Origin of the sequence: Adhaeribacter soli (genome assembly GCF_008727925.1) — a bacterium.
GTDB classification, from domain to species: Bacteria; Bacteroidota; Bacteroidia; order Cytophagales; family Hymenobacteraceae; genus Adhaeribacter_A; species Adhaeribacter_A soli.
The window spans coordinates 61,678-80,648 of record NZ_VTWT01000007.1 but is presented as its reverse complement, the minus strand read 5'-3'; the positions used below and the strand labels follow the sequence as shown (position 1 = coordinate 80,648).

The window sequence follows — 18,971 nt, the reverse complement described above, 5'->3', positions numbered from 1 at the left end:
GAAGATTCGGAGTAATTTTGACAGCAAGCTAATAGATACTTATGATGAATCCTAAGGAGTTAAAAGTTCGACTCAATAAAGTAAATGAAGAGCTTCGAAAAAAGGCTAGAATATCAGAGTGCTTTCATCATAAAAAAGAGGAATGCAAAGGTGAAATAAAATTAGCTCATAGCATTCAAAGAAATGGTAGACTCTCCATTATTGAAGGCGATGTCAATGGGAATAAAAGCATTTACAGTTTTACTGAAGTAGATATAAACCTTTCTTCTCATCAGTTAGAACTAAAGCCCATAGGTAAAGCGAAAGCCTCCACTTTTTTCGGGTTTTGTGATTATCATGACTCAACCCTTTTTAGCCCAATTGAAAACAAAATGTTTGATGACAGCGACAAACATTGTTTTCTACATTGCTATAGAGCATTTGCTCATAGCCAACACATGAAAATTCAACAATTAAAGGCCTTTACTTCAGATGCCGAATTTAATAAATTTCAGGCTTTTCATTTAGCTGGAAGAATTGAGGGGACTAAAATTGGCATTGCTAATGGCGAAAGAGTAAGGAGAAGGCTTGAGCAATTATTAGATAATGAAGACTATTCCGGCTTAGAATATTTTACAATAGTTTATGATCAATTATTTCCTATTGCCAGTTCTGCTGCATTCACACCTAAATTCGCCCCAAAATCTAATAAGAAACTGAATTACAGCATTTCCTCTTTAGAAACTTACGAACCTGTCTTCTTCACAGTTTTACCAGACTTTGAGCAAACAATTGTAATTATGGGCTGCTTACCAGAACATAAAAGAAGCGTTCAGTTTATTGATGAATTTGACTCATTACCATCCTTTCAGCAAAACAAGGTATTATCTTCAATTTTAATAGGTGTAGTAGAAAACACTTTCATTGCACCTGCATTATATGAAGCTTTGGGAGATGCCGGGAAAAGGCAATTAATAAAAGAACTTGAAGAAACTTCCATGTTTGCTCCAACAATTTACAAATCACTATTTAAAAGTAATCTAAACTTCTTTCAACCTAAATATGCAGCTACAAATTTGAGAATCGCTTATAACTGACAGCAAAGCAGCAGATATGCAGCTGACCAGATTTAAATATTGACAGCAGATTTCGCCGGCACCTGGTGAGATCCGGGTAGAAAGTAACTTCCAAAAAACTATTTGCATTCGCAAATACCAGCAACACAACCTTAGCCTTCTCCCTTCCCGTACAAGCCCTAAATTTTAATTTATGGAACAACGCGAAGTAACCGATCAAAACAATACTACCTGGACCTGCGTGCAGGCTTATGCCGGCGTTTCGGGGCAGGCGGCGGAAAAAGCAACCGATCTGGCTGAAACGTCGGAAGGTACGGTAACGGTAGTCTGCACGCCCAGCGGCGGCGAACAAACCGTGCGGCTGGAGCTGCAAAGCGACTGGCAGCAAAATTTATCCGATGAAGCACTTCTGAAACAGCTGGAAGAAGGCAAAAAGAACCGGTAAAAGCTGCCAGGTTTAAGGCATAAATGAATTGCGCCGTTCAGGTTTTATAAAAGACGATCCTTTCAAATTAAAAATCCGGTTCAGCTTTTGAATTTGTAAAAGCCAGGCCGGATTTCTCTTTATCACTCCATTGCTGAAAACGATCAGCCTTCCTGCACAAACTCAGCTAAACGCAAACACCAGCAGCAACACAAAACCGCAAACCGCCAGCAATCCGTGCCCTACTGCCAATGCTTTCGGGATGGGCCGGCCGGTGAGATCGCGGTAGAGCATGTACACACCACCTACGGCTGCTAAAGCAAACAGCACGAGACTTTCCCAGGGGTTCGGGCCGCCTTTCAGGATGTAGATGATGAGCAAAACCACGCCGATAACCGCCATGGGGCCGTGGGTGAAAACGATGGCTTTGGGCGTTTCTTTGCCGCGGAGCACAAAGGTTAGCAGGTACATGCCCAGCAAAGCGGCCAAAGCAAAAAAACCGATAGAAGCGTAAATAATTTCCATAGAGGCAGCGGTTTAGGTTATCGGGTTATTGATCTCGCGTTCGCCGGAGGTGTGGCCGCCGGTATTAATGAGGTGTTCGGTTTGCGGGTCTACCTGTTTGCGCTCCAGGTTCAGAATGGCCGGGCCTTCTATTACGCTGCCGTCCAGCATAAAACGGCTGCCGTGGCAGGGGCAATCCCAGGTTTTTTCAGCGTTGTTGAAGTTCACGATGCATTTCATGTGGGTGCAAACTGCCGAGCAAACGTGCAGCTGGTTTTGCTCGTCGCGGTACACGGCCAGTTTTTCGGCGTCTACCTCTATCGTTTTGCCTTCGCCGGCTTTTATATCGGAGAAATGGCTGGCTTTGCCCACCGGAAAATCTTTCAGGTATTGGGCGGCTACGTTCAGGTTCTCTTTTATAAAACTTCCGGCCGTAGCCAGGTTCGTTCCGCGGGTAGCATCAAACGCCCCGATCCAGGAATTTCCCCGCCCGGTTATCATATCGGCCAGCTGGATGCCGGCAATGGTGCCGTAGGTAAGCCCGTCGGCATAAAAACCGGTGGCAATGTAGGTGCGTTTGGCGCTTTTGTGCGTGAGGCCGATGTACGGCACGCCGTCGCCGGAGCGGTAATGCTGCGCCGACCAGCGGAATTCTACCGAAGCCACATCGAAATGTTTACGGGCGTAGGCTTCCAGCTCGTTGAAATAATGCTGGTATTCCTGGTGCGAGGCCTGTCCGGTTTTGTGGTGATTTCCGGCGATCATGAGCATGTCCAGCTCCATGGAAGTGCTGCTGTGCGTGGTAATGGCGTGGTGGGTTTTATCGTTATGCCAGAAATAGGCATCGGGGTAAGCGCCGCTTTTCAGACGCATGGCCACCACGTAGCTCCGGTAGGGCGCGGCCACCGTCTGCACCGAATGAATACCGATGGGAATGTGCGTGGCAATAACCACCTGCCGGCAGGTAACGACGCCGTGGCTGGTAACCAGGAGACAATGGTCTTCTTTTTCTTTCAGGTCTAAAACGGTGGTGTGTTCGTAGATCTGGCAGCCCTGCTGCGCCACCGCGGTAGCCAACCCCAGCACGTAGCGCAACGGATGGAAACGCGCCTGCCCGTCCATTTTAGCGGCCCGTTTCAGTTCCGGCAGATGCAGCGGCGGCACGTCGTTTACCAGGTCGGCCCGCAAGCCGGCTTTCTGCAAGGTTTCCACTTCTTTTTCTACGGTAGAAACCATATTGTCTTCCTGGGTGAAAAAATACCAGGGCCGGCGGCTGAAATGGCAATCGATATTTTTTTCGCGGGTTTGCTGCTCGATGTAATCCAGGGCGGCGTAGCGGGCCCGCGCCACGGTACTGGCTACTTCCTGGTTCCGGCTTCTGGCAATGTTGTGTAGGTAGAAACCAACGGGCACGTACAAATTTCCGGTAGACCAGCCGGTGGTGCCGCCGCCCACCCTTCGGGCTTCGAGCACGGCTACTTTTTTACCGGCATTGGTCAGCTGAAGTGCCGTGGTAATACCTGTAATGCCGCCACCGATTATGGCCACGTCTACGTCTATGTTGCCATCCAGGGCAGGAAATTCAGGCCGGTGGGGCGTAGTGGCTTCCCAGAAAGATTGTGTTTCCATGGTTAGAATTTTAAGGATTAAAACTGTAAGCGCACTAACTATAATCTCACTAAAAAATACACATGTCAAAATGCACATGTCATTCTGAGCGCGAGCGAAGGACCTCGTCTGCTGCCAGCATAAACTTTTCTACTAAACGCCGACGAGGTTCTTCGCTCGCGCTCAGAATGACAGCTGCTTTTGAGCTAGCTTTTTGTTTTTGCTGATAATCTCTGCCGTTGCCGCCAGGGTAATTAGGCTAAGCTACCTTATTGCGTCATCCCGAGCGCCAGCCGAGGGAACTTATGGAGCCACATATTTAAATTAATTAGTAAGACTAATCTTGCTACGCTCGCTTTGTCATTGTAATCTCCATAAGTTTCCTCGGCTTCGCTCGGAATGACCTGCTTTTGTCTTTAGGCTAACGGCTATCGGAACAACACCAATAACTATAAAAACTAAAATTCAACTTACCTTCCCGAACCTGAATATACCGTGTGTTACGCCCGGAAAACTCAAATGTTTTCAAACACTTTCTCCACCACTTTATCGCAATAAATCAAATTGAATTCGTAGACCTGCGCCTGCGGGTACCAGCTTTCGAGTTGCTTGCGGAGCATGGCTTTGGCCCGGTTCAGGCGCACTTTTACGTTGGCTTCGGAAATACTGGTGGCTTCGGCGGTTTCCTGTACGCTCAGGCCCTCCAGTTCACGCAACACGAAAACCGTCCGGTAATCGGGTGGTAATTTTTCGATGCAGGTTTCCAGTACCAGGCCTAGTTCGCGGTTTAGGATTTCTTTGCGGGCATCGGAAAACGTTACGGCTTCCGCGGTTAAAACGGCGCCGGTGTGGCTGGCTTCCGAAAAAACGCCATCGGCCTTTAACGACTTTTTCTGCGCCCAATGATAGCATTTGTTCAGCATGATCCGGATAAGCCAGGTTTTGTAAGTGGAGCGTTCTTCAAATTTGCCAAGGTTCAGAAAGGCCGCAATGTGGGTTTCCTGCATCAGGTCCTGCACATCGTCGTGGGCGAGGCCGTAGGAGCGGCCAATTTTATACAGCACCCCGTTGTAGCGCCGGATCAGGATCTCGAAGTAATCTTTTTCGCCGGCGGTAATTTTGCCGATAATTTCCGGGTCGGTGGCTACGCTGCTGAGGACGTCGGGTTTATGCATGCTTTCCGGGTTGAGGGGTTTCAGAATGGTTTAAGATACCGATTTTGTGTTTCAGTAACAGTTGCGCGCCTAAATAGTTACCTACAATTAAAAGCAGCAACAATACGCCTTTCAGCAAAAGCAGCGGAACTGTGGCATACGTTATTTCCGGGCTTCGCCATTGCAGAAAGAACAGCACCGAATACCCGATAAGCATAACCGTATTGATGGAACCATGGATCAGGCCCGTGTTTAGCGCCGCCTTTCTTTCCGCCGGAATCCGGGACAGATCCACAAACCCGAACATGACGGCCAGCCAACCTACCAATACGCCACCGCCCAAAGCATAAAAAGCAGCGTAGTTAAAGCTTTGGTCCTGCCGGTACAAAGCTATTGCCGAGCAAACCAGATCCATGGGAAACAGGGCGGCCGGAAAGTGGATCAGGATCAGGTGCGGCGGGTGGTAATCCAGTTTCATAAGCTAATTGGTTAAATTAACTGAAAGCAAAGATCAACAGGAAAACAAAGCCGGCTACCGCCAGAAAAGCATGCAAACCGGCCAGGGCCATCGGGCTGCTTTTTCCGCGCATATCGCGGAAGAACATGTAGAAACCACCCAAGGCTGCTATTATAAACAGTATTAGGCTGTATTTGGGAAAGCTTTCCGGGTTGTTCCAGGCAAATACTGCCAGCAGCACCAAGGCTGTGGCTGCCAGTAAACCGTGCGTGTAAATAACCGTGCGGGAAACGTTCTTCTTTTTCAGCCAGGACGTCAGAATGGTCAAGCCCGCTACGGCGGCTAAGGCAAAAAGAGCAATGCATGCGTACAACATAACAGATCGGTTTAGAAGGTTAGTTGAACTGTTAGAGTAAAGAAAGCGGAATAGGTTACAAACCCGGAAAAGAATTCATTTATTCCAGGTGAACGCTTCTGAAAAGCGACAGCGTTTTAAAACGGTATGCTTTTGGCCTAAAAACCCGTTAGCTGTTTTTGGCTACTTTTTTCTGGCGCAAGTGTTAAGCGAAAGCGTCACTTGGGCCTGACAGACAGAAGCCAGTCTCCGGACTGACGTGACCCCACCTAAATCCTCTCCTAAAAACCTAATCCTCCTCCATAGCCAAAGCTAATTAGGATGAACACTAAAAAAACATTCTTTCATTGCCGTCTGCTTTAGCTGACGGTTTAGGAGCACTCTAATTTCAGGCTTTAGCCAAATTTTTTCGGTTGATAAATCATCGAAAGAAGTAAAGTTTAGGCTAAAGCCATTCAAAATATTGCTTCTTATCCGTCAGCTAAAGCAGACGGCAATGAATTTTTTTATTAAATATTCTATGGGGTAGGATTAGCCTAAAAACAGGGGAGGACTTTTCTGAAAAAGTAATTGTTAGTTTCCTGATCCGGAAGTCTGAAGACTTCCTCCTGTTCTTAGCCCCAAGTGACGCTTTCGCTTAACACTTGCGCCAGAGATCATTCATTCATTCTTTCGAGAACCTCTTCCTGGCAGGAAAGTTAAAACGGTATGCTTTTGCCTTAAAAAGTACGTTTCCCTGATTACACCAGATTGCCGGATGGGATCTGAAATGATTTGCCGCGAGGCAGTACGTGGAGCAGAATATTTTCCAGGCAAAGCTGCTCGCCGGGCTCTACCTGCTGATAATTATTATCTTTTAATTTTCTGCCGTCCATAATCATCACCAGCCCCGAGCCAATGGTTTCGATGTTGGTGCCCCTGGTGATCAGGATACCGGTATCTTCTCCCAATCCAATGCCGATGTGGTCCGGATAAGCGGCAATGCTCTCGATCATGCGGGGCATGCGGCGGCGGTTTATGAAATGGGTATCGATAATTACCTGCTGCAGCAAACCCAAGCCCTCGCCCAGCTGCACAGTTCCTTTCACCAGCGGGTCCCGCTCATCGGAGGCGGTGATCATGATGCCGGCCAGAGCCATAGCCCCCGCGCTGGTTCCGGAGATCAGGAATTTCTCTTTCTGCCAGTATTGCTGTTTCAGAATCTGCAAGGCTTTTGAGCCAGGAAAAATTTCGGCGATCCGGGTCTGGTCGCCGCCGGTAAACATTACGCCGTCGGCTTTCCGGAGGCGCTCCAGGTATTCCGGCTCGTCCGCATCTTCGCGGCTATGAATAGGCAGTTGCCCTACGTTGTCGCAACCCAGGAGCAGAAACGCATCCAGATAAGCCTGCCCCACTTCGGCCGGAAACTGGGTAGCCGTAGTTACTACTTCTATGCGGGTTCCCAAGCCGTAAAGCTCATCGTGGATCCGTTTCAGAATGCCGTTCTCGAAGAAACGAACCTGATTCCGGAGTTCCGGGTCGGTTGGCTGCGGAATGCTGCCTTTGTCTTCTTTCCCACCAATGGCTACTATTTTACCTTTCGGAGTTTCCATAAACTTAAAATGTTGTAAAACTTGAATTGCCGTAGATGATTTTTAATTCTTTAACGTAAAGGGGGAAAAACAATAAGCAGGAAATAACTAAAAGAAATAACGCTTAAATGGAAAAGTACCTCACCGTTCAGCATGAAAACAAAGCAGATGCCCTTAAAGTAAAAGCATTCCGGCTGGCCTGTCACCAGGAAAAACGCCCTTGTGTAATCATTACCCGACACCCGGACTTTGCCGAAGTAAGCTGCGATAACTGGCTCAGCACCGACGATTCGCTGATTACCGTATCGGGAAGAATGATCCTGGAAGACCAGCTGCAGCAACTTCAGAAGAAATACCCGGAAACTGACATAATGTTTTCGACCTCGGAAGTGCGGGCCAGCAATATTTCCAACCCCATTCCCTTGTGGTATATCTTCTCGCCCGTGCCGTTGAATATCGCGGAAGCCTTAGCCGAAAAAATATACGATATTTACCAGGATGCGCTGCCGCACGGTTCCTGAAATTAATGCAGGAAATTACTACAAGAGCAGCGTATCGATCCGGTGGGCATGCACCATTTCTTCGCAAGGGCTCCAGGCAAAGATCGTAAAACGGCCGTCCTGGGATGCCACCAGGGCAATAGCATCGTGCTGGTCGTACACGAACTGGGCGGCCGATAAGTGACGCGTACCACCGTGCAGCGAAGGATTCACGATTTCAGCCACGTTGCCTTCTATGGGTTCGGTTACTACCATTTGCTCTACCACCACGCTGCCTCCGGCCCGGGTTATTTTGGCGCCGAAGGCCAGTAATTCGTACTGATTGTTAATGATAACGGCTCCATCTAAAGCAGTAAGGCCGGCCAGGTTATCGATCTCGCGGCGGAGCGCGCCCTGCCACAGCCCCAGGTTGCGTTGTTCCATGCTCTGGTGCATCTGGTCGGAAAGTCCGGAGAAGGCCGGCGAAACTGCATAGGAAATGGGATGCAGAATGGAGCCGCGCCAGGCTTCGGAATTGGCCGGCACCACCAGCAGGGTTCCGCCCCGGCCGTGCGCCCGCATCGAAACGGCCAGTTGCACCAGCACATTTACAGCATCGTTGGGCGCATAAACAGACGTAAAACCCAGCAAGGTGGTAAGCAGTTCCGGGCAATCGGGCAGGCTGGCGCTTTGCTCATCCACTATTTTTATCTGATCGCCTTTCAGCACCGCCACGTTCGTAAACTTGCCGTAGCTGCCAATGCGCCGGTGTTTGATAACCAGCAACCCTGGTTCGGAAACGTCGAGCACAAAACAAAAACTGTTAACCGCGTGGGTGGTACCCCAAACGTAAAGCACCTCCTGCTCGTGCCATACGCCCAGGTGAATGCCCGGCCGTTCCACTCCCGGCGCCAGTTTGGTGAGCATATAAGGCGCAAGCGGAATGCGTTTCTGAAAAAGCATAGGTTTTACAGCGAAATCGGGCGGTAGAAAAGCCAGGGAAATTTTAGGCGGATGCCCTTCTTCGCGGCGAAGGCTGGCCCAGAAAGCCGCATCGATGATGGCTTCTATTAACCGGGCCGGCGGCACCGGCGCCAGGTTCTGTTCACCCAGCAAGCGGGCTCTTTCCTGGTGCTGCAAAAAGTGTTGCTCTACAGTGCCGGCAACCAGCCTGGCTGCCTGGTAAGTGGGTGCGCCCATCATATTTCTGAATCCGGTGTGGGTTTTGCTGTCAGGTTAACACCTGCTTTTCTGATCTTACCTATTATTCTGCGTTGTACCAATAAGACGGGTAAATGGTTTATCCTTTTATTTCAAGAGCAAACGTTACATTAAAAACACCGCGAGGAAATCGTCTGGCTAAAGCCGTTTGATTGCTTAAAACCGTCAGCTAAAGCAGACGGCAATGGATTCAGACTAAATTCAATTGAAACAACCTTGTTTCAGAACCGATTAATTTGGCATAGGCTTACCTCATAAGCGGTTCATGCTAAAGGAAGGTAAATTCTGAAAATTCCTATTCTACAATCTTATAGGCAATAGTAAAATACCTGTCGGGGGACAGGCCTTGGAAACTGCTCCCCAACCGGGCTTCGCTCTTTAATTTGCCGCGTTTGTGCTTCAGATTCTTTTTGGATTTTTATCTTCCATAGGTCTACTTCTAGTGTAAACCTATTTCAGGACAAGACAGACAAGACAATTCTGAAAATTCTGTTAATCATGTAAATCCTGATTCAGAAAAAAAAAGCCGCCCCCGCTTCCGGAAGCGGCTTCATTTAACGTTCGTTTTTCACGCTTAAACAGCCAGCCTTTTTTCCATTTGCGCCAGGAGGTCCAGGAACTGATCCGATTTCTTTTCGATGTTTTTCAGGCCGTCGTGGGCTTCGTCTATTTTACCGGAAGTATAAAGGCGGTGCATCTGGGTGGCGGCGGTGTTGAGTTCCTGGTGCACATTTATGAGGGCGTGCAGTTCGGGTTCGCGGTTGTATTTTACCTGGCCGGTGGCCGTAAACCACTGGCTTACCGGGCCGGTGGCCGAGAAAAATGCGGGATCGTAGGTACCGCCGTAAAGCATGGAGCGGACCTTCGATTTATAAAGAATATGTTTTATGCGTAGCTGTTGAAAGTCTACCTGCGCTAAGTTCATCTCGCTGTTTCCTCAGATCGTACTTTTCTACTCCGCCTGGCCAAGTTCCTGTAATTTTTGCCGGAGGTTTACCTGATCGGTCACTTCCATGGCAAACACCAGGATTCCGGTAATTTGTGCTGCTTCGTTAAAAATGGGCTGGTATATGAAGGTTAAAAAGTATTCTTCCAGTTTGCCGCTGTCGTACTTATCCAGCATAATGGGCACTTCTTCGGCTACAAACTTTTCGCCTTTCTGGTAAACATTATCTAAAATTCCTATAAAGCCCTGTTCAATTACTTCCGGCAGGGCTTCGGCTACCGACTTGCCCACCAGTTCGCGGTTCGGGAACAAAGCCTGGTAATGCTGGTTCACCAGATCGAATTTATGATCGGGGCCTTTCAGGGTACAGAAAATAGCAGGGGCATCCATAATAAGCCTTTCCAGCGTTTTCCGTTCCGATTCGGCCTTTAGGTAAGCCTGCTGCACCTGGTCGGCGAGTTCGGCCATTTGTTCGTTGGTAGAGACCAGTTCCTGCACCAGTTTCCGGGTCTCATCTATATCGGTGGAGCTGCCCACCCACATCAGAATATTCCCGGCCTGATCGCACATGGGCAGGGTGCGGTTCAGGAACCAGCGGTAATGGCCTTCCTTGTCGCGGATGCGGAGTTCCATGGCAAATGCCTCTTTTTCCTGCAAAGCTTTCTTCCAGCTCGCCCTCACTTTTTCCAGGTCGTCGGGGTGAATAACTTTGTGCAGATTTTGCTGGGTTAGTTCTTCTTTGGCCACCCCGGTATATTTGTTCCAGCGGCCGTTAAAGTAAGTTGCTTCGCCCCGGGCATCTGTCGTAATGATGAGCTGGGGAATGGTTTCGGCCATGAACTGGAATTTGTGCTCGGTTTCGGCGGCCGACTGCCTGGCTTTTTCCCGTTCGGTAACGTCTACGGTATTCTGGATCAGGTATTTCACGTTGCCGCTTTCGTCGAGCACCGGCGTGTGCGAAGCTTCCCAGTACCGCACCTCGATGCGGCCGTCGGGGGTTGGCAGATCGTAGCGGATCACATCGAGGTAATCCACTTCCTTCGTTTCCCAGGCCTTGTCAAGCGATTTTATAACCGGGTTTTCTTCGTAAGAATAAGCCGGATCTACAAAGATCTCTTTCAGAAAATGTTTCCCGACAATATTTTCCCGGGTTTCCATGGTCACTTTCAGGTAAGCATCGGTAGCAGCCAGAATTTTATACTCCGGCGATACGATGACGATGTTCTGAGGAATATTGGTAAATAACTCGAAGAAATCCATACAGTTTGTTTGAAGGCGTTTGAAGCAGGAATGGTCAGATGACCTGGTTCTTACTTCATTTGGTTCAAATTTGTTCAAGTATAAGTAATAATCGGCAACCTTCGGGTATTATCTGGTTTTCGTGGACAAAAGCGTAGCATTTTATTTGCATTTTCTTTTAAAATATTTTATGTTAGTGGCTTCATTTCAGTTCCGGCAGGAAAAGCGCTTTCCTGCTATACTTTTAAGGCTCAAAGCCTTAGCATTCTGCCTGGTTTAAGCACCAGCATTATGCTTTTACTGAGGCTTCCGGTTCCGGCGGCTTCTTTCCCCGCGCTGCAATCAGCTTTCTGAAACACGTTTAAGCCGCAAGGCTCTATTACCTGTAAGTAGTTTTACTTCTGAATCTGATGCTTATGAAACAGTTGCTTACCCTTGCTTTAATTGCCTTTCTTTTCACTACTCTCCCCGGTTGCCGGAAACTGGAGGACAAAGTTTTCAATGCCTTTTTCTACACCAAACAAACCAATCCCAAAGTTCCGCTTACCCTTTTTCTGAACGACCAGCCCATTGGCGCCCTGCCGCCGGTTTCCGGAAAAACCGAATGCCGCAACGACAGCCTGAAACTAAAAATGCTCGCCTATACCGTGCATTCCGGCAAGCATAAAATTGAGGCCAAAGATAACCAGGGAATTGTACGGTCTTCTTCCATTATTACGATCGACGAAGGCTCGCTGAGTTCGCGGGGCATTGCAGGCGGCACCGAAGCCTCGGTTACCGGCAGCTGCCTCTTTGTAGGGGTGTTTTACTGAAAGCTGTTTGCGTTTTTTGCTGCCTGGATTTTTCAGTTCCGCAGGCTTACAGTATGTCTTAATTCCGTTGACTGAAGTCAACGGCAATGGATGGCTTATGTATTTTCAGGAAAGTCTTAACTTAAAAGACCTGTTTTCCATAATTACCGGGCGGCCCACAAGTATAAAACTGAATCCCAGAGTAACTTATTTCTATTGCCGTTGACTTCAGTCAACGGAATTCCTTTGTAGCCTTAGTAGCGTAGGGTTTAAACCCTACGCTACTAAGGCTACTAAAGGCCAGCTCTCCGGTTATAAAAACTCCAGGCTTAACTTCTTTCCGGTTGTTTCGTTATTGGCGGGTTAACGGACAATTCCTTATTTTGCTTTACCATTTAACCTGCTTCCTATGAAATACTTTACGCTTCTAGTCCTGCTTTTAAGTTTCGTTTTTTCGCCGGCTTTGGCCCAGCTGGCAAAGCCCGATGTGCTGGAAACAAAGAAAGGCCCGCTTACCATTCAGCCGGTTACGCACGGTTCGCTGGTACTAACCTGGAACAAGCAAACCATTTACGTAGATCCTTACGGCGGCTGGAGCCTGTATACCGGACAGCCCGCGCCCAACCTCATCCTGATCACCGATATTCATGCCGACCACCTGGATTCTGCTACCCTAAACGCTATAAACACCGCTAAAGCCAAATTCATAGTACCGCAAGCCGTTGCCGATATGCTTCCGGATAACCTGAAAGCCAAAGCAATGGTGCTGGCCAACGGCGCCACTACCAAATACCAGGACATCGAGATCAAGGCCATACCGATGTACAACCTGCCGGAAACAGCCGATTCGCGCCACCCGAAAGGCCGGGGCAACGGCTACGTATTGACTATTGGCGGCAAAAACATTTATATTTCCGGCGACACGGAAGACACTCCGGAAATGCGCGCCCTTAAAAATATAGATGTAGCTTTCGTGTGCATGAACCTGCCTTTTACCATGCCGGTGGAGCAGGCGGCGCAAGGCGTACTGGCTTTTAAACCGAAAATTGTGTACCCGTACCACTACCGGGGACAAGAGGGCTTAAGCGATGTAAAAACCTTCGAACAACTGGTAAAAAAGGGCAACAGCAAAATAGAGGTCCGGCTCCGGAACTGGTACCCGAACCAATAAACCGCTGCACTTTTTAAACTGAAACTGAATTCCTGAACTTACATGAACAAACTGAACGTACCGGCGGGCTACCAGGCCGTAATGCCTTACCTGATCGTGGAAAATGCCACCGGCTTTTCGCGCTTTTTAACTACCGTTTTTAATGCTACGGAAAAAGAAAAACACATGCGCGACGAAAAAACCATTATGCACGCCGAAGCTCAGATTGGCGGCAGCGTAATTATGTTTGCCGACAGCACCGAAACCTGGAAACCGATGTCGGCAAGCATGTTCGTGTACGTGGAAGATGCCGACGAAACCTACAAAATTGCCCTGGCCGAAGGCAGCACTTCCGTAATGGAACCCGCCGATCAGCCTTACGGGCGTAGCTGTGGCGTGACCGATCCTTTCGGCAATACCTGGTGGATCACTTCGGTGAAATGAAACGGTATTGTTTTCGGATAAAAAGCCCGGCAGGTTAATTTTAAGCGGATTTTTAATTTAAAGCCGAAGCCATGCGTTCGGGTCTGGCTGCCCGAATAAATTCCCCGTACCCAACCCGTACCTGCAAACAAACCTACATGGACCTGATCTCTACGCTTGGCCTTGCTGCTGCCTGCTTTACCACTGCTGCCTTTGTGCCACAGGCTTATAAAACCATTAAAACGAAGTCGACCAGAGGGCTTTCGGCCGGAACGTATGCGCTTTTCTTTCTGGGCACCATGCTCTGGCTTGTTTACGGCATCTACATCAAAGACCTTCCCATTATTCTGGCCAATTCCATTACGGCTTCTCTGGCGGCCATTATCCTGTACCTGATCCTTACCATAAAACCCAAACCCGATTAAGCATCCAAGGAACCACCCAAAATTTCAGCTCAAGGAAAGTTAGGACCAATTTAAGTCATCCCGAGCGCCAGCCGAGGGAACTTATGGGGCTTCATATTCAAATTTAGCAATTAGATAAACCTTGCTACGCTCGTTTTATCATAGTAGTATGTATAAGTTTCTTCGACGAGCTCAGAATGACGCAATACTTTTAAGTTGAAGGACCTCTGAGATTGCTGCCAGTAACTTCAGACCTGAACCAAACTTTATGCGTATGAAAATGTTATGGCTCAGATCACCGACCGAAAACAGAACAGGCACTATTTAGTTAAATCAAGCACATGAACCACGATAATATTTCCTTCCGCAACAGCGAAGAAGACAGCCAGTTTCAGGTTCATACCCAAGGCAGCCAGGGCATGATCGAATACGAAAAGCTGGGCGAAAAGCACTTAGACCTTTACCACACCGAAGTAGACCCGGAACTGGAAGGCAAAGGCGTGGCCAGGGTTTTGGTACAGCGGGCGCTCGAGTATTGCCGCCAGCAGAATTACCAGGTAACGCCTACCTGCACCTACGTGGCGGCCTACATAAAACGCCACCCCGAATTTCAGGATCTGGTAGCCCAAAACCGCTGAGCCTGCGTTGCGTACCTATTGCCTATCCTGATCTTTAACCCTTCATACCTAAAAAATAAAACCATGGCAGAAAAAACCAGATGGGTGGTAGACCCTACGCACAGCGAGATCCAGTTCAAGGTAAAGCACCTCATGATTACCACCGTAACGGGCTATTTCAGAAATTATAACCTGGAAGTGGAAACCGAAGGCGACGATTTTACCAAAGCCTCGCGCATTGAATTTACCGCCGACGTCGATTCGATCAGCACCAACAACGAGCAGCGCGACACGCACCTGAAATCGGCCGATTTCTTTAATGCCGAAGAACACGGCCAGTTAAAATTCGTGGGCCGCACCTACGAGCCATCCGGCAGCGGCTACAAGCTTACCGGCGACCTCACGATCCGGGGCGTTACCAAAACGGTGAGCGTAAACGTAGAGCAGGCCGGCATTGTGGTAGACCCGTATGGCCAGACCAAAGCCGGTTTTACCGTAGAGGGAAAGGTAAGCCGGAAAGAGTTCGGACTTACCTGGGATGCCGTAACCGAAGCCGGCCAGGTAGTAGTAAGCGACGAGATCCGGGTGCATTGTGAGCTTCAGCTGGTAAAACAAACCTCCTGAGCATTAGCACTATTCTTTAACCGGAAAGATTATATCCGGAAAGCCTGCAGCGTTTAAACCTGCAGGCTTTTTCATTTGGGCTTTCTCTTAAAATAGCAACAATATTTTTAGAAAAAGCTGAAAGAAAGGTTATCTTTGAAATGCTTTTTGCCTTTATTGTTAATAAATAACGGATAAATGCGTTAAGCTTTAACATTAACGTTTACAATAACCAGACAAACCAGGCCTGCCAGGGCTCAATCACCCAACATTCTTATGAAATTATTCTCCCGCATTTTAATTGCCGTTTCTGTACTGAGCTTTGCGGCCTGCTCCGAAAAAGGCAACAACAACGCCAGCGAAACCGCTACCATCAACGATATTTCTGCCGGTTCAGGCGAGGTACAGCTACCAGCTACTGCTGATCAAACCGGCGTTTCCACCACTTCGGAACCAACCCTTAGCCAGGGCGTTGCCGACCAGCCGGCCGCTGCCACTGCCACCGGCATGAACCCGCCGCACGGCCAGCCCGGCCACCGTTGCGACATTTCCGTTGGTGCACCGCTTAATTCGGCTCCGTCAAGCGCTGCCAGTGCCCCAACGAATTCCGCCCCGATTTCTACTTCCGCGGAGGTAATGAGCACCCCGGCACCTGCTCCTATTTCGGTTCCGACTCCTACTGCCACCGCTCCGGGCATGAACCCGCCTCACGGCCAGCCCGGCCACGATTGCGCTATTGCTGTTGGCGCTCCGCTGAAAAAATAAGGTACGTTTTACCTATAAGCCTGCTTAAAACCAATTTAAGCAGGCTTATGCTTTTTATCCCCCGAACACTACCGTTTAAAGCGCCCTCTTTCGGCCAGGTTATCGGAAATAATAACCAAACCGGGCGGAGGGTAAAAAGGGATGTTTCCGGAAACAGTGTTTCGTTTGCCTTGCGGCTTTATCGGTAAGCGGCCGCCGGCAGATAACGATAAGCGGCCGATATCGTAAAGAAAGACGGCGTTCCGGGTTTTTAGCAGAATTCCCGGCTTCAGCAAAGTTGTTTTTATGAATATGACCCCCGATTTAGATATAAAAAAGCTCCGGCTCGAACGCATGGTGGAGGAAGTGGAAGATTATGCCATTTTACTTCTGGATGCCGAAGGCAATATCGAGAACTGGAACAAAGGCGCCGAGCGAATTAAAGGCTACAAGGCCAGCGAAATAATCGGCAAGAACTTCCGGACCTTTTACATGCCCGAAGACCAAGCCTCCGGCTTGCCCCAGCGTTTGCTGGAACTGGCAAGACAGAACGGGAAAGCCAGTCACGAAGGCTGGCGCGTGAAGAAGAACGGGGAAAAGTTCTGGGGCAACATCCTGCTCACGGCCATTCACGACGACGACGGCAGCATAATTGGCTTTACCAAAGTTACCCGCGACCTTACCGAAAAAAAACTGACTGAGGAAAACCTTCGCCGGAGTGAAGAACGCTACCATAAAATGATCTCCGAGATTCAGGACTATGCCATTCTGCTCATGGACCTGGAAGGCAAGGTGGAGAACTGGAACAAAGGCGCCGAACGCATTAAAGGTTATAAAGCCAGCGAAATAGTAGGTAAAAATTTCCGGACCTTCTACCCCCAGGAAGACCTGGACGCCAAAAAACCGGAACGCTTACTGGAAAGAGCCAAAAGAGAGGGCCGTGCCCAGGACGAAGGCTGGCGCGTGCGTAAAGACGGTTCCCGTTTCTGGAGCAGCGTTACCATTACGGCCCTGCACGCCGATGACGGCAAAGTAATTGGCTTCTCAAAAGTTACCCGCGACCTGACGGAACTGAAAAAGGCGGAAGCCACCCTGCTGCACATGCAGCGCCTGGAAGTGCGCAACGACGAACTGGAACAGATCACCTACATTACCTCGCACGACCTGCAGGAGCCGCTCCGGAATATCTCCAGCTTCATCGATATTTTTATTGAAGACCATGGCACGAACCTGAATGCAGAAGGCACCGAAGCGTTGCGTTTCATTAAGGAAGCCACCGGGCGCATGAGCCAGCTTATAAACGGCCTGCTCGATTATGGCCGTTTAGGCCGCAATGCCCAGGTTTCGGAAATAGATGTGAACGAGATCGTAAAAGACGTATGCGCCGATTTCAGCACGCTGATAAAGGAAACCGGGGCTGAAATAGAAGTCGGGCCGCTGCCGGTTATTAAGGGTTATGCCACTGAATTCCGGCTGCTGCTACAGAACCTGATTGGGAATGCCATTAAATTCCGGACACCGGACGAAAAGCCGCACATCCGGATAAGTGCGGAAGAAACCGACGGCCAATACAAATTCTGTGTGAAAGATAACGGTATTGGCATCGAGCCACAGTACCTGGACCGGATCTTCCTAATTTTTCAGCGCCTGCACAACCGTCAGCATTTTGCCGGCAACGGCATCGGGCTGGCTCATTGCAAGCGCATTGTAGAACTGCACCACGGCAAAATCTGGGCTGTTTCGGAGCCCGGGAAAGGCAGCACGTTCTATTTTACCATCAATACAAACAGCTTATAATTTTGAGAAAGATAAACGGCCTTGATTTCATCCTGTTAGTGGATGACGACGAAGCAACCAACTACCTGAATCAGCGGGTTATTCGGAAGGCAAATATCCTTACGAATGTACATGTTGCCCATGATGGAAAAGAAGCTCTGGATTACCTGACAAACGGCGGAAGAAATAACGGCACCGGAAGCGTACCGCATGCCGGCCTTATTTTCCTGGATATAAACATGCCGGGCATGAACGGCTGGGAATTCCTGGAAGCCTACAAACAATTACCCGACGAACAGACCCGCCGGATCAAGATCCTGATGCTGACCACCAGCAATAACCCCGACGAAGAAAAGCGGGCCGTAAACATTCCGGAAGTAAAGGGCTTTATCCATAAACCGCTCACGGAGGAAAAGCTCGAAAAAGCTATAAACGTTTACGTGTTTTGACCCCACCCAACCCTCCCCTAATTCAGGGGAGGGCTTTTTTTCTCGAAGATGATAGGGTTTATAATTGGAAAGACTACCGGTTGCGGTAGTCTTTTTGTTTTTGCTCTCAGGTGTAAAATAACCACCCCCGAACCCCTCCTTGGAAAGGAGGGGAGCTTTCCTTTGCTGCTTTCTATTGGCTTTTTGAGCTTAAAGCATATCGTTTTTCTTTTCAGAAAAGCTGGTTAGAATAAAAGCTACTACAATTAAAACTTAGCAGAAAAAAAGCTCCCCTCCTTTTTTCAAGGAGGGGGTTAGGGGGTGGTTGTTTTACACTTTACAACAAAAGCCCCCTTGAAACTCCTGAGGCCTATTTACTTTTGATCCGGAGAAAACCCCTGTCGTAAATCCTTTTGCCGGTGTATGCATCGGTTACGTACCAGATATCGGCTACGTAGGACGGCGTTTTGTAGGTGGTTACGAATTCGGTTACCCCGTCAATTTCTTTGTAATCCGTTATCATTTCGTAGCCTGCTTCCAGGGCTTTGTAATAAGCTTCATCCTCGTCATCGAGTTCTTCGGCGTAGCGGTTGTAAACCTGGTGGTATTTATCGGTTACGGCTTCGTATAATCGCTGCAGTTGCGAGGTTTCGAATTCCATGAAGCCTTCTTCGTCTTTGGTCCAGGTGCCTTGTATTTCCATGTTGTTCTTCCGGTTAGTCTTCGGCGCACCAGCCGGTGTATTCGTTTTTTATGGTGTCGTGGTAAACTATTAAAACCCGGTCGGTGGGTTCGCCCTCGCTTAAAACATGAAATTCGTAATAAAGCTGCCCGTTATTTCCCGTATCGTCGTCGCTGGTATTGCTTTTTTCTTCGTCCATGATCAGGTTGTCGCCCGAAATAATAACCGGGTCGTGCACTTCGGTTTCCTGAGCGGAACGGTATTTGGTGGTGTTGTAAATAATGTAATCGGAAGCTTTCAGCAACTCGATGTTTCCAGTGATCCAGATCATGTTTTCCAT

At 48.7% G+C, this 18,971-nt stretch carries 25 protein-coding genes; 12 read left to right on the top strand and 13 right to left on the bottom strand.

The window, feature by feature from the left end; genetic code table 11:
- Positions 1–41 precede the first annotated feature (41 nt).
- Both F0P94_RS13320 and F0P94_RS13315 read left to right on the top strand, forming a co-directional pair.
- Positions 42–1,076, top strand: coding sequence for a hypothetical protein (locus F0P94_RS13320; RefSeq protein ID WP_150904395.1), 1,035 nt, complete (start codon positions 42–44; stop codon positions 1,074–1,076).
- Positions 1,077–1,248: 172 nt separating this feature from the next.
- A complete protein-coding gene (locus F0P94_RS13315) occupies positions 1,249–1,500 on the top strand; it encodes a hypothetical protein (protein WP_150904394.1) in 252 nt (83 codons plus the stop codon).
- A gap of 162 nt (positions 1,501–1,662) precedes the next feature.
- Here F0P94_RS13315 and F0P94_RS13310 read toward each other — a convergent pair whose 3' ends face one another.
- The 6 genes from F0P94_RS13310 to F0P94_RS13285 all read right to left on the bottom strand — a co-directional run bounded on the left by F0P94_RS13310 (position 1,663) and on the right by F0P94_RS13285 (position 7,149).
- Entirely contained in the window at positions 1,663–2,004 is a 342-nt protein-coding gene (locus F0P94_RS13310) for a hypothetical protein (RefSeq protein ID WP_150904393.1), read from the bottom strand.
- Between the two features lie 12 nt (positions 2,005–2,016).
- A complete protein-coding gene (locus F0P94_RS13305; RefSeq protein WP_191907039.1) occupies positions 2,017–3,612 on the bottom strand; it encodes an FAD-dependent oxidoreductase in 1,596 nt (531 codons plus the stop codon).
- Between the two features lie 494 nt (positions 3,613–4,106).
- Complete coding sequence (locus tag F0P94_RS13300; protein WP_150904391.1) at positions 4,107–4,766, bottom strand: sigma-70 family RNA polymerase sigma factor; 660 nt, start codon at positions 4,764–4,766, stop codon at positions 4,107–4,109.
- Positions 4,759–5,223 (bottom strand): DUF2231 domain-containing protein, encoded by a 465-nt coding sequence (locus F0P94_RS13295; protein WP_150904390.1) that lies wholly within the window; start codon positions 5,221–5,223, stop codon positions 4,759–4,761. Before F0P94_RS13295 ends, F0P94_RS13300 begins: the two co-directional genes overlap by 8 nt.
- 16 nt (positions 5,224–5,239) lie before the next feature.
- On the bottom strand, positions 5,240–5,578 hold the full coding sequence (locus F0P94_RS13290; RefSeq protein WP_150904389.1) for a hypothetical protein: 339 nt from the start codon (positions 5,576–5,578) through the stop codon (positions 5,240–5,242).
- 719 nt (positions 5,579–6,297) lie between these two features.
- Positions 6,298–7,149, bottom strand: a complete 852-nt coding sequence (locus tag F0P94_RS13285; protein WP_150904388.1) for a cyanophycinase — start codon at positions 7,147–7,149, stop codon at positions 6,298–6,300.
- Between the two features lie 107 nt (positions 7,150–7,256).
- Between F0P94_RS13285 and F0P94_RS13280 the strand changes: the two genes are divergently transcribed.
- Entirely contained in the window at positions 7,257–7,649 is a 393-nt protein-coding gene (locus F0P94_RS13280; protein WP_150904387.1) for a hypothetical protein, read from the top strand.
- Positions 7,650–7,667: 18 nt separating this feature from the next.
- Here F0P94_RS13280 and F0P94_RS13275 read toward each other — a convergent pair whose 3' ends face one another.
- The 3 genes from F0P94_RS13275 to F0P94_RS13265 form a co-directional block, all read right to left on the bottom strand.
- Positions 7,668–8,810 (bottom strand): putative sensor domain DACNV-containing protein, encoded by a 1,143-nt coding sequence (locus tag F0P94_RS13275; RefSeq protein WP_150904386.1) that lies wholly within the window; start codon positions 8,808–8,810, stop codon positions 7,668–7,670.
- Between the two features lie 592 nt (positions 8,811–9,402).
- On the bottom strand, positions 9,403–9,753 hold the full coding sequence (locus F0P94_RS13270) for a histidine kinase (protein ID WP_150904385.1): 351 nt from the start codon (positions 9,751–9,753) through the stop codon (positions 9,403–9,405).
- A 27-nt stretch (positions 9,754–9,780) separates the two neighbouring features.
- The gene (locus tag F0P94_RS13265; protein ID WP_150904384.1) at positions 9,781–11,034 is read right to left on the bottom strand and encodes a PAS domain-containing protein; all 1,254 of its coding nucleotides are present in this window, start codon (positions 11,032–11,034) and stop codon (positions 9,781–9,783) included.
- A gap of 395 nt (positions 11,035–11,429) precedes the next feature.
- On the opposite strand from F0P94_RS13265, the gene F0P94_RS13260 reads away from it, so the two are divergent.
- The 6 genes from F0P94_RS13260 (at position 11,430) to F0P94_RS13235 (ending at position 15,022) form a co-directional block, all read left to right on the top strand.
- Complete coding sequence (locus F0P94_RS13260) at positions 11,430–11,825, top strand: hypothetical protein (protein ID WP_150904383.1); 396 nt, start codon at positions 11,430–11,432, stop codon at positions 11,823–11,825.
- A 388-nt stretch (positions 11,826–12,213) separates the two neighbouring features.
- Entirely contained in the window at positions 12,214–12,975 is a 762-nt protein-coding gene (locus F0P94_RS13255; RefSeq protein WP_150904382.1) for an MBL fold metallo-hydrolase, read from the top strand.
- Between the two features lie 42 nt (positions 12,976–13,017).
- Positions 13,018–13,398, top strand: coding sequence for a VOC family protein (locus tag F0P94_RS13250; RefSeq protein WP_150904381.1), 381 nt, complete (start codon positions 13,018–13,020; stop codon positions 13,396–13,398).
- 71 nt (positions 13,399–13,469) lie between these two features.
- Positions 13,470–13,802: a SemiSWEET family sugar transporter gene (locus tag F0P94_RS13245; protein ID WP_225307216.1), complete on the top strand. Its 333-nt coding sequence runs from the start codon at positions 13,470–13,472 to the stop codon at positions 13,800–13,802.
- Between the two features lie 320 nt (positions 13,803–14,122).
- Positions 14,123–14,419: a GNAT family N-acetyltransferase gene (locus F0P94_RS13240; protein ID WP_150904380.1), complete on the top strand. Its 297-nt coding sequence runs from the start codon at positions 14,123–14,125 to the stop codon at positions 14,417–14,419.
- Positions 14,420–14,482: 63 nt separating this feature from the next.
- The gene (locus F0P94_RS13235; protein ID WP_150904379.1) at positions 14,483–15,022 is read left to right on the top strand and encodes a YceI family protein; all 540 of its coding nucleotides are present in this window, start codon (positions 14,483–14,485) and stop codon (positions 15,020–15,022) included.
- Positions 15,023–15,038: 16 nt separating this feature from the next.
- Here F0P94_RS13235 and F0P94_RS13230 read toward each other — a convergent pair whose 3' ends face one another.
- Positions 15,039–15,218 (bottom strand): hypothetical protein, encoded by a 180-nt coding sequence (locus F0P94_RS13230; RefSeq protein WP_150904378.1) that lies wholly within the window; start codon positions 15,216–15,218, stop codon positions 15,039–15,041.
- A 59-nt stretch (positions 15,219–15,277) separates the two neighbouring features.
- Between F0P94_RS13230 and F0P94_RS13225 the strand changes: the two genes are divergently transcribed.
- Entirely contained in the window at positions 15,278–15,766 is a 489-nt protein-coding gene (locus F0P94_RS13225) for a hypothetical protein (RefSeq protein ID WP_150904377.1), read from the top strand.
- 68 nt (positions 15,767–15,834) lie between these two features.
- On the opposite strand, the gene F0P94_RS13220 is transcribed toward F0P94_RS13225, so the two are convergent.
- Positions 15,835–16,041, bottom strand: coding sequence for a hypothetical protein (locus F0P94_RS13220; RefSeq protein ID WP_150904376.1), 207 nt, complete (start codon positions 16,039–16,041; stop codon positions 15,835–15,837).
- Between the two features lie 16 nt (positions 16,042–16,057).
- Between F0P94_RS13220 and F0P94_RS13215 the strand changes: the two genes are divergently transcribed.
- Positions 16,058–17,542 carry a sensor histidine kinase gene (locus F0P94_RS13215; RefSeq protein WP_150904375.1) on the top strand — a complete coding sequence of 495 codons (1,485 nt, stop codon included), beginning with the start codon at positions 16,058–16,060 and terminating at the stop codon, positions 17,540–17,542.
- A gap of 2 nt (positions 17,543–17,544) precedes the next feature.
- The gene (locus F0P94_RS13210; RefSeq protein WP_150904374.1) at positions 17,545–17,970 is read left to right on the top strand and encodes a response regulator; all 426 of its coding nucleotides are present in this window, start codon (positions 17,545–17,547) and stop codon (positions 17,968–17,970) included.
- A gap of 349 nt (positions 17,971–18,319) precedes the next feature.
- Here F0P94_RS13210 and F0P94_RS13205 read toward each other — a convergent pair whose 3' ends face one another.
- Positions 18,320–18,652, bottom strand: coding sequence for a hypothetical protein (locus F0P94_RS13205; RefSeq protein ID WP_150904373.1), 333 nt, complete (start codon positions 18,650–18,652; stop codon positions 18,320–18,322).
- 13 nt (positions 18,653–18,665) lie between these two features.
- A complete protein-coding gene (locus tag F0P94_RS13200; protein WP_150904372.1) occupies positions 18,666–18,962 on the bottom strand; it encodes a hypothetical protein in 297 nt (98 codons plus the stop codon).
- Positions 18,963–18,971 lie beyond the last annotated feature (9 nt).

Bases quoted from the DNA above. Each gene is read 5' to 3' on its own strand.
- F0P94_RS13225 (WP_150904377.1), top strand. From the start codon at position 15,278: ATGAAATTATTCTCCCGCATTTTAATTGCCGTTTCTGTACTGAGCTTT.
- F0P94_RS13255 (WP_150904382.1), top strand. From the start codon at position 12,214: ATGAAATACTTTACGCTTCTAGTCCTGCTTTTAAGTTTCGTTTTTTCG.
- F0P94_RS13315 (WP_150904394.1), top strand. From the start codon at position 1,249: ATGGAACAACGCGAAGTAACCGATCAAAACAATACTACCTGGACCTGC.
- F0P94_RS13260 (WP_150904383.1), top strand. From the start codon at position 11,430: ATGAAACAGTTGCTTACCCTTGCTTTAATTGCCTTTCTTTTCACTACT.
- F0P94_RS13230 (WP_150904378.1), bottom strand. From the start codon at position 15,218: ATGTTAAAGCTTAACGCATTTATCCGTTATTTATTAACAATAAAGGCA.
- F0P94_RS13235 (WP_150904379.1), top strand. From the start codon at position 14,483: ATGGCAGAAAAAACCAGATGGGTGGTAGACCCTACGCACAGCGAGATC.
- F0P94_RS13270 (WP_150904385.1), bottom strand. From the start codon at position 9,753: ATGAACTTAGCGCAGGTAGACTTTCAACAGCTACGCATAAAACATATT.
- F0P94_RS13285 (WP_150904388.1), bottom strand. From the start codon at position 7,149: ATGGAAACTCCGAAAGGTAAAATAGTAGCCATTGGTGGGAAAGAAGAC.
- F0P94_RS13275 (WP_150904386.1), bottom strand. From the start codon at position 8,810: ATGATGGGCGCACCCACTTACCAGGCAGCCAGGCTGGTTGCCGGCACT.
- F0P94_RS13290 (WP_150904389.1), bottom strand. From the start codon at position 5,578: ATGTTGTACGCATGCATTGCTCTTTTTGCCTTAGCCGCCGTAGCGGGC.
- F0P94_RS13295 (WP_150904390.1), bottom strand. From the start codon at position 5,223: ATGAAACTGGATTACCACCCGCCGCACCTGATCCTGATCCACTTTCCG.
- F0P94_RS13280 (WP_150904387.1), top strand. From the start codon at position 7,257: ATGGAAAAGTACCTCACCGTTCAGCATGAAAACAAAGCAGATGCCCTT.
- F0P94_RS13205 (WP_150904373.1), bottom strand. From the start codon at position 18,652: ATGGAAATACAAGGCACCTGGACCAAAGACGAAGAAGGCTTCATGGAA.
- F0P94_RS13240 (WP_150904380.1), top strand. From the start codon at position 14,123: ATGAACCACGATAATATTTCCTTCCGCAACAGCGAAGAAGACAGCCAG.
- F0P94_RS13250 (WP_150904381.1), top strand. From the start codon at position 13,018: ATGAACAAACTGAACGTACCGGCGGGCTACCAGGCCGTAATGCCTTAC.
- F0P94_RS13265 (WP_150904384.1), bottom strand. From the start codon at position 11,034: ATGGATTTCTTCGAGTTATTTACCAATATTCCTCAGAACATCGTCATC.
- F0P94_RS13305 (WP_191907039.1), bottom strand. From the start codon at position 3,612: ATGGAAACACAATCTTTCTGGGAAGCCACTACGCCCCACCGGCCTGAA.
- F0P94_RS13310 (WP_150904393.1), bottom strand. From the start codon at position 2,004: ATGGAAATTATTTACGCTTCTATCGGTTTTTTTGCTTTGGCCGCTTTG.
- F0P94_RS13300 (WP_150904391.1), bottom strand. From the start codon at position 4,766: ATGCATAAACCCGACGTCCTCAGCAGCGTAGCCACCGACCCGGAAATT.
- F0P94_RS13320 (WP_150904395.1), top strand. From the start codon at position 42: ATGATGAATCCTAAGGAGTTAAAAGTTCGACTCAATAAAGTAAATGAA.
- F0P94_RS13200 (WP_150904372.1), bottom strand. From the start codon at position 18,962: ATGATCTGGATCACTGGAAACATCGAGTTGCTGAAAGCTTCCGATTAC.
- F0P94_RS13245 (WP_225307216.1), top strand. From the start codon at position 13,470: ATGCGTTCGGGTCTGGCTGCCCGAATAAATTCCCCGTACCCAACCCGT.
- F0P94_RS13215 (WP_150904375.1), top strand. From the start codon at position 16,058: ATGACCCCCGATTTAGATATAAAAAAGCTCCGGCTCGAACGCATGGTG.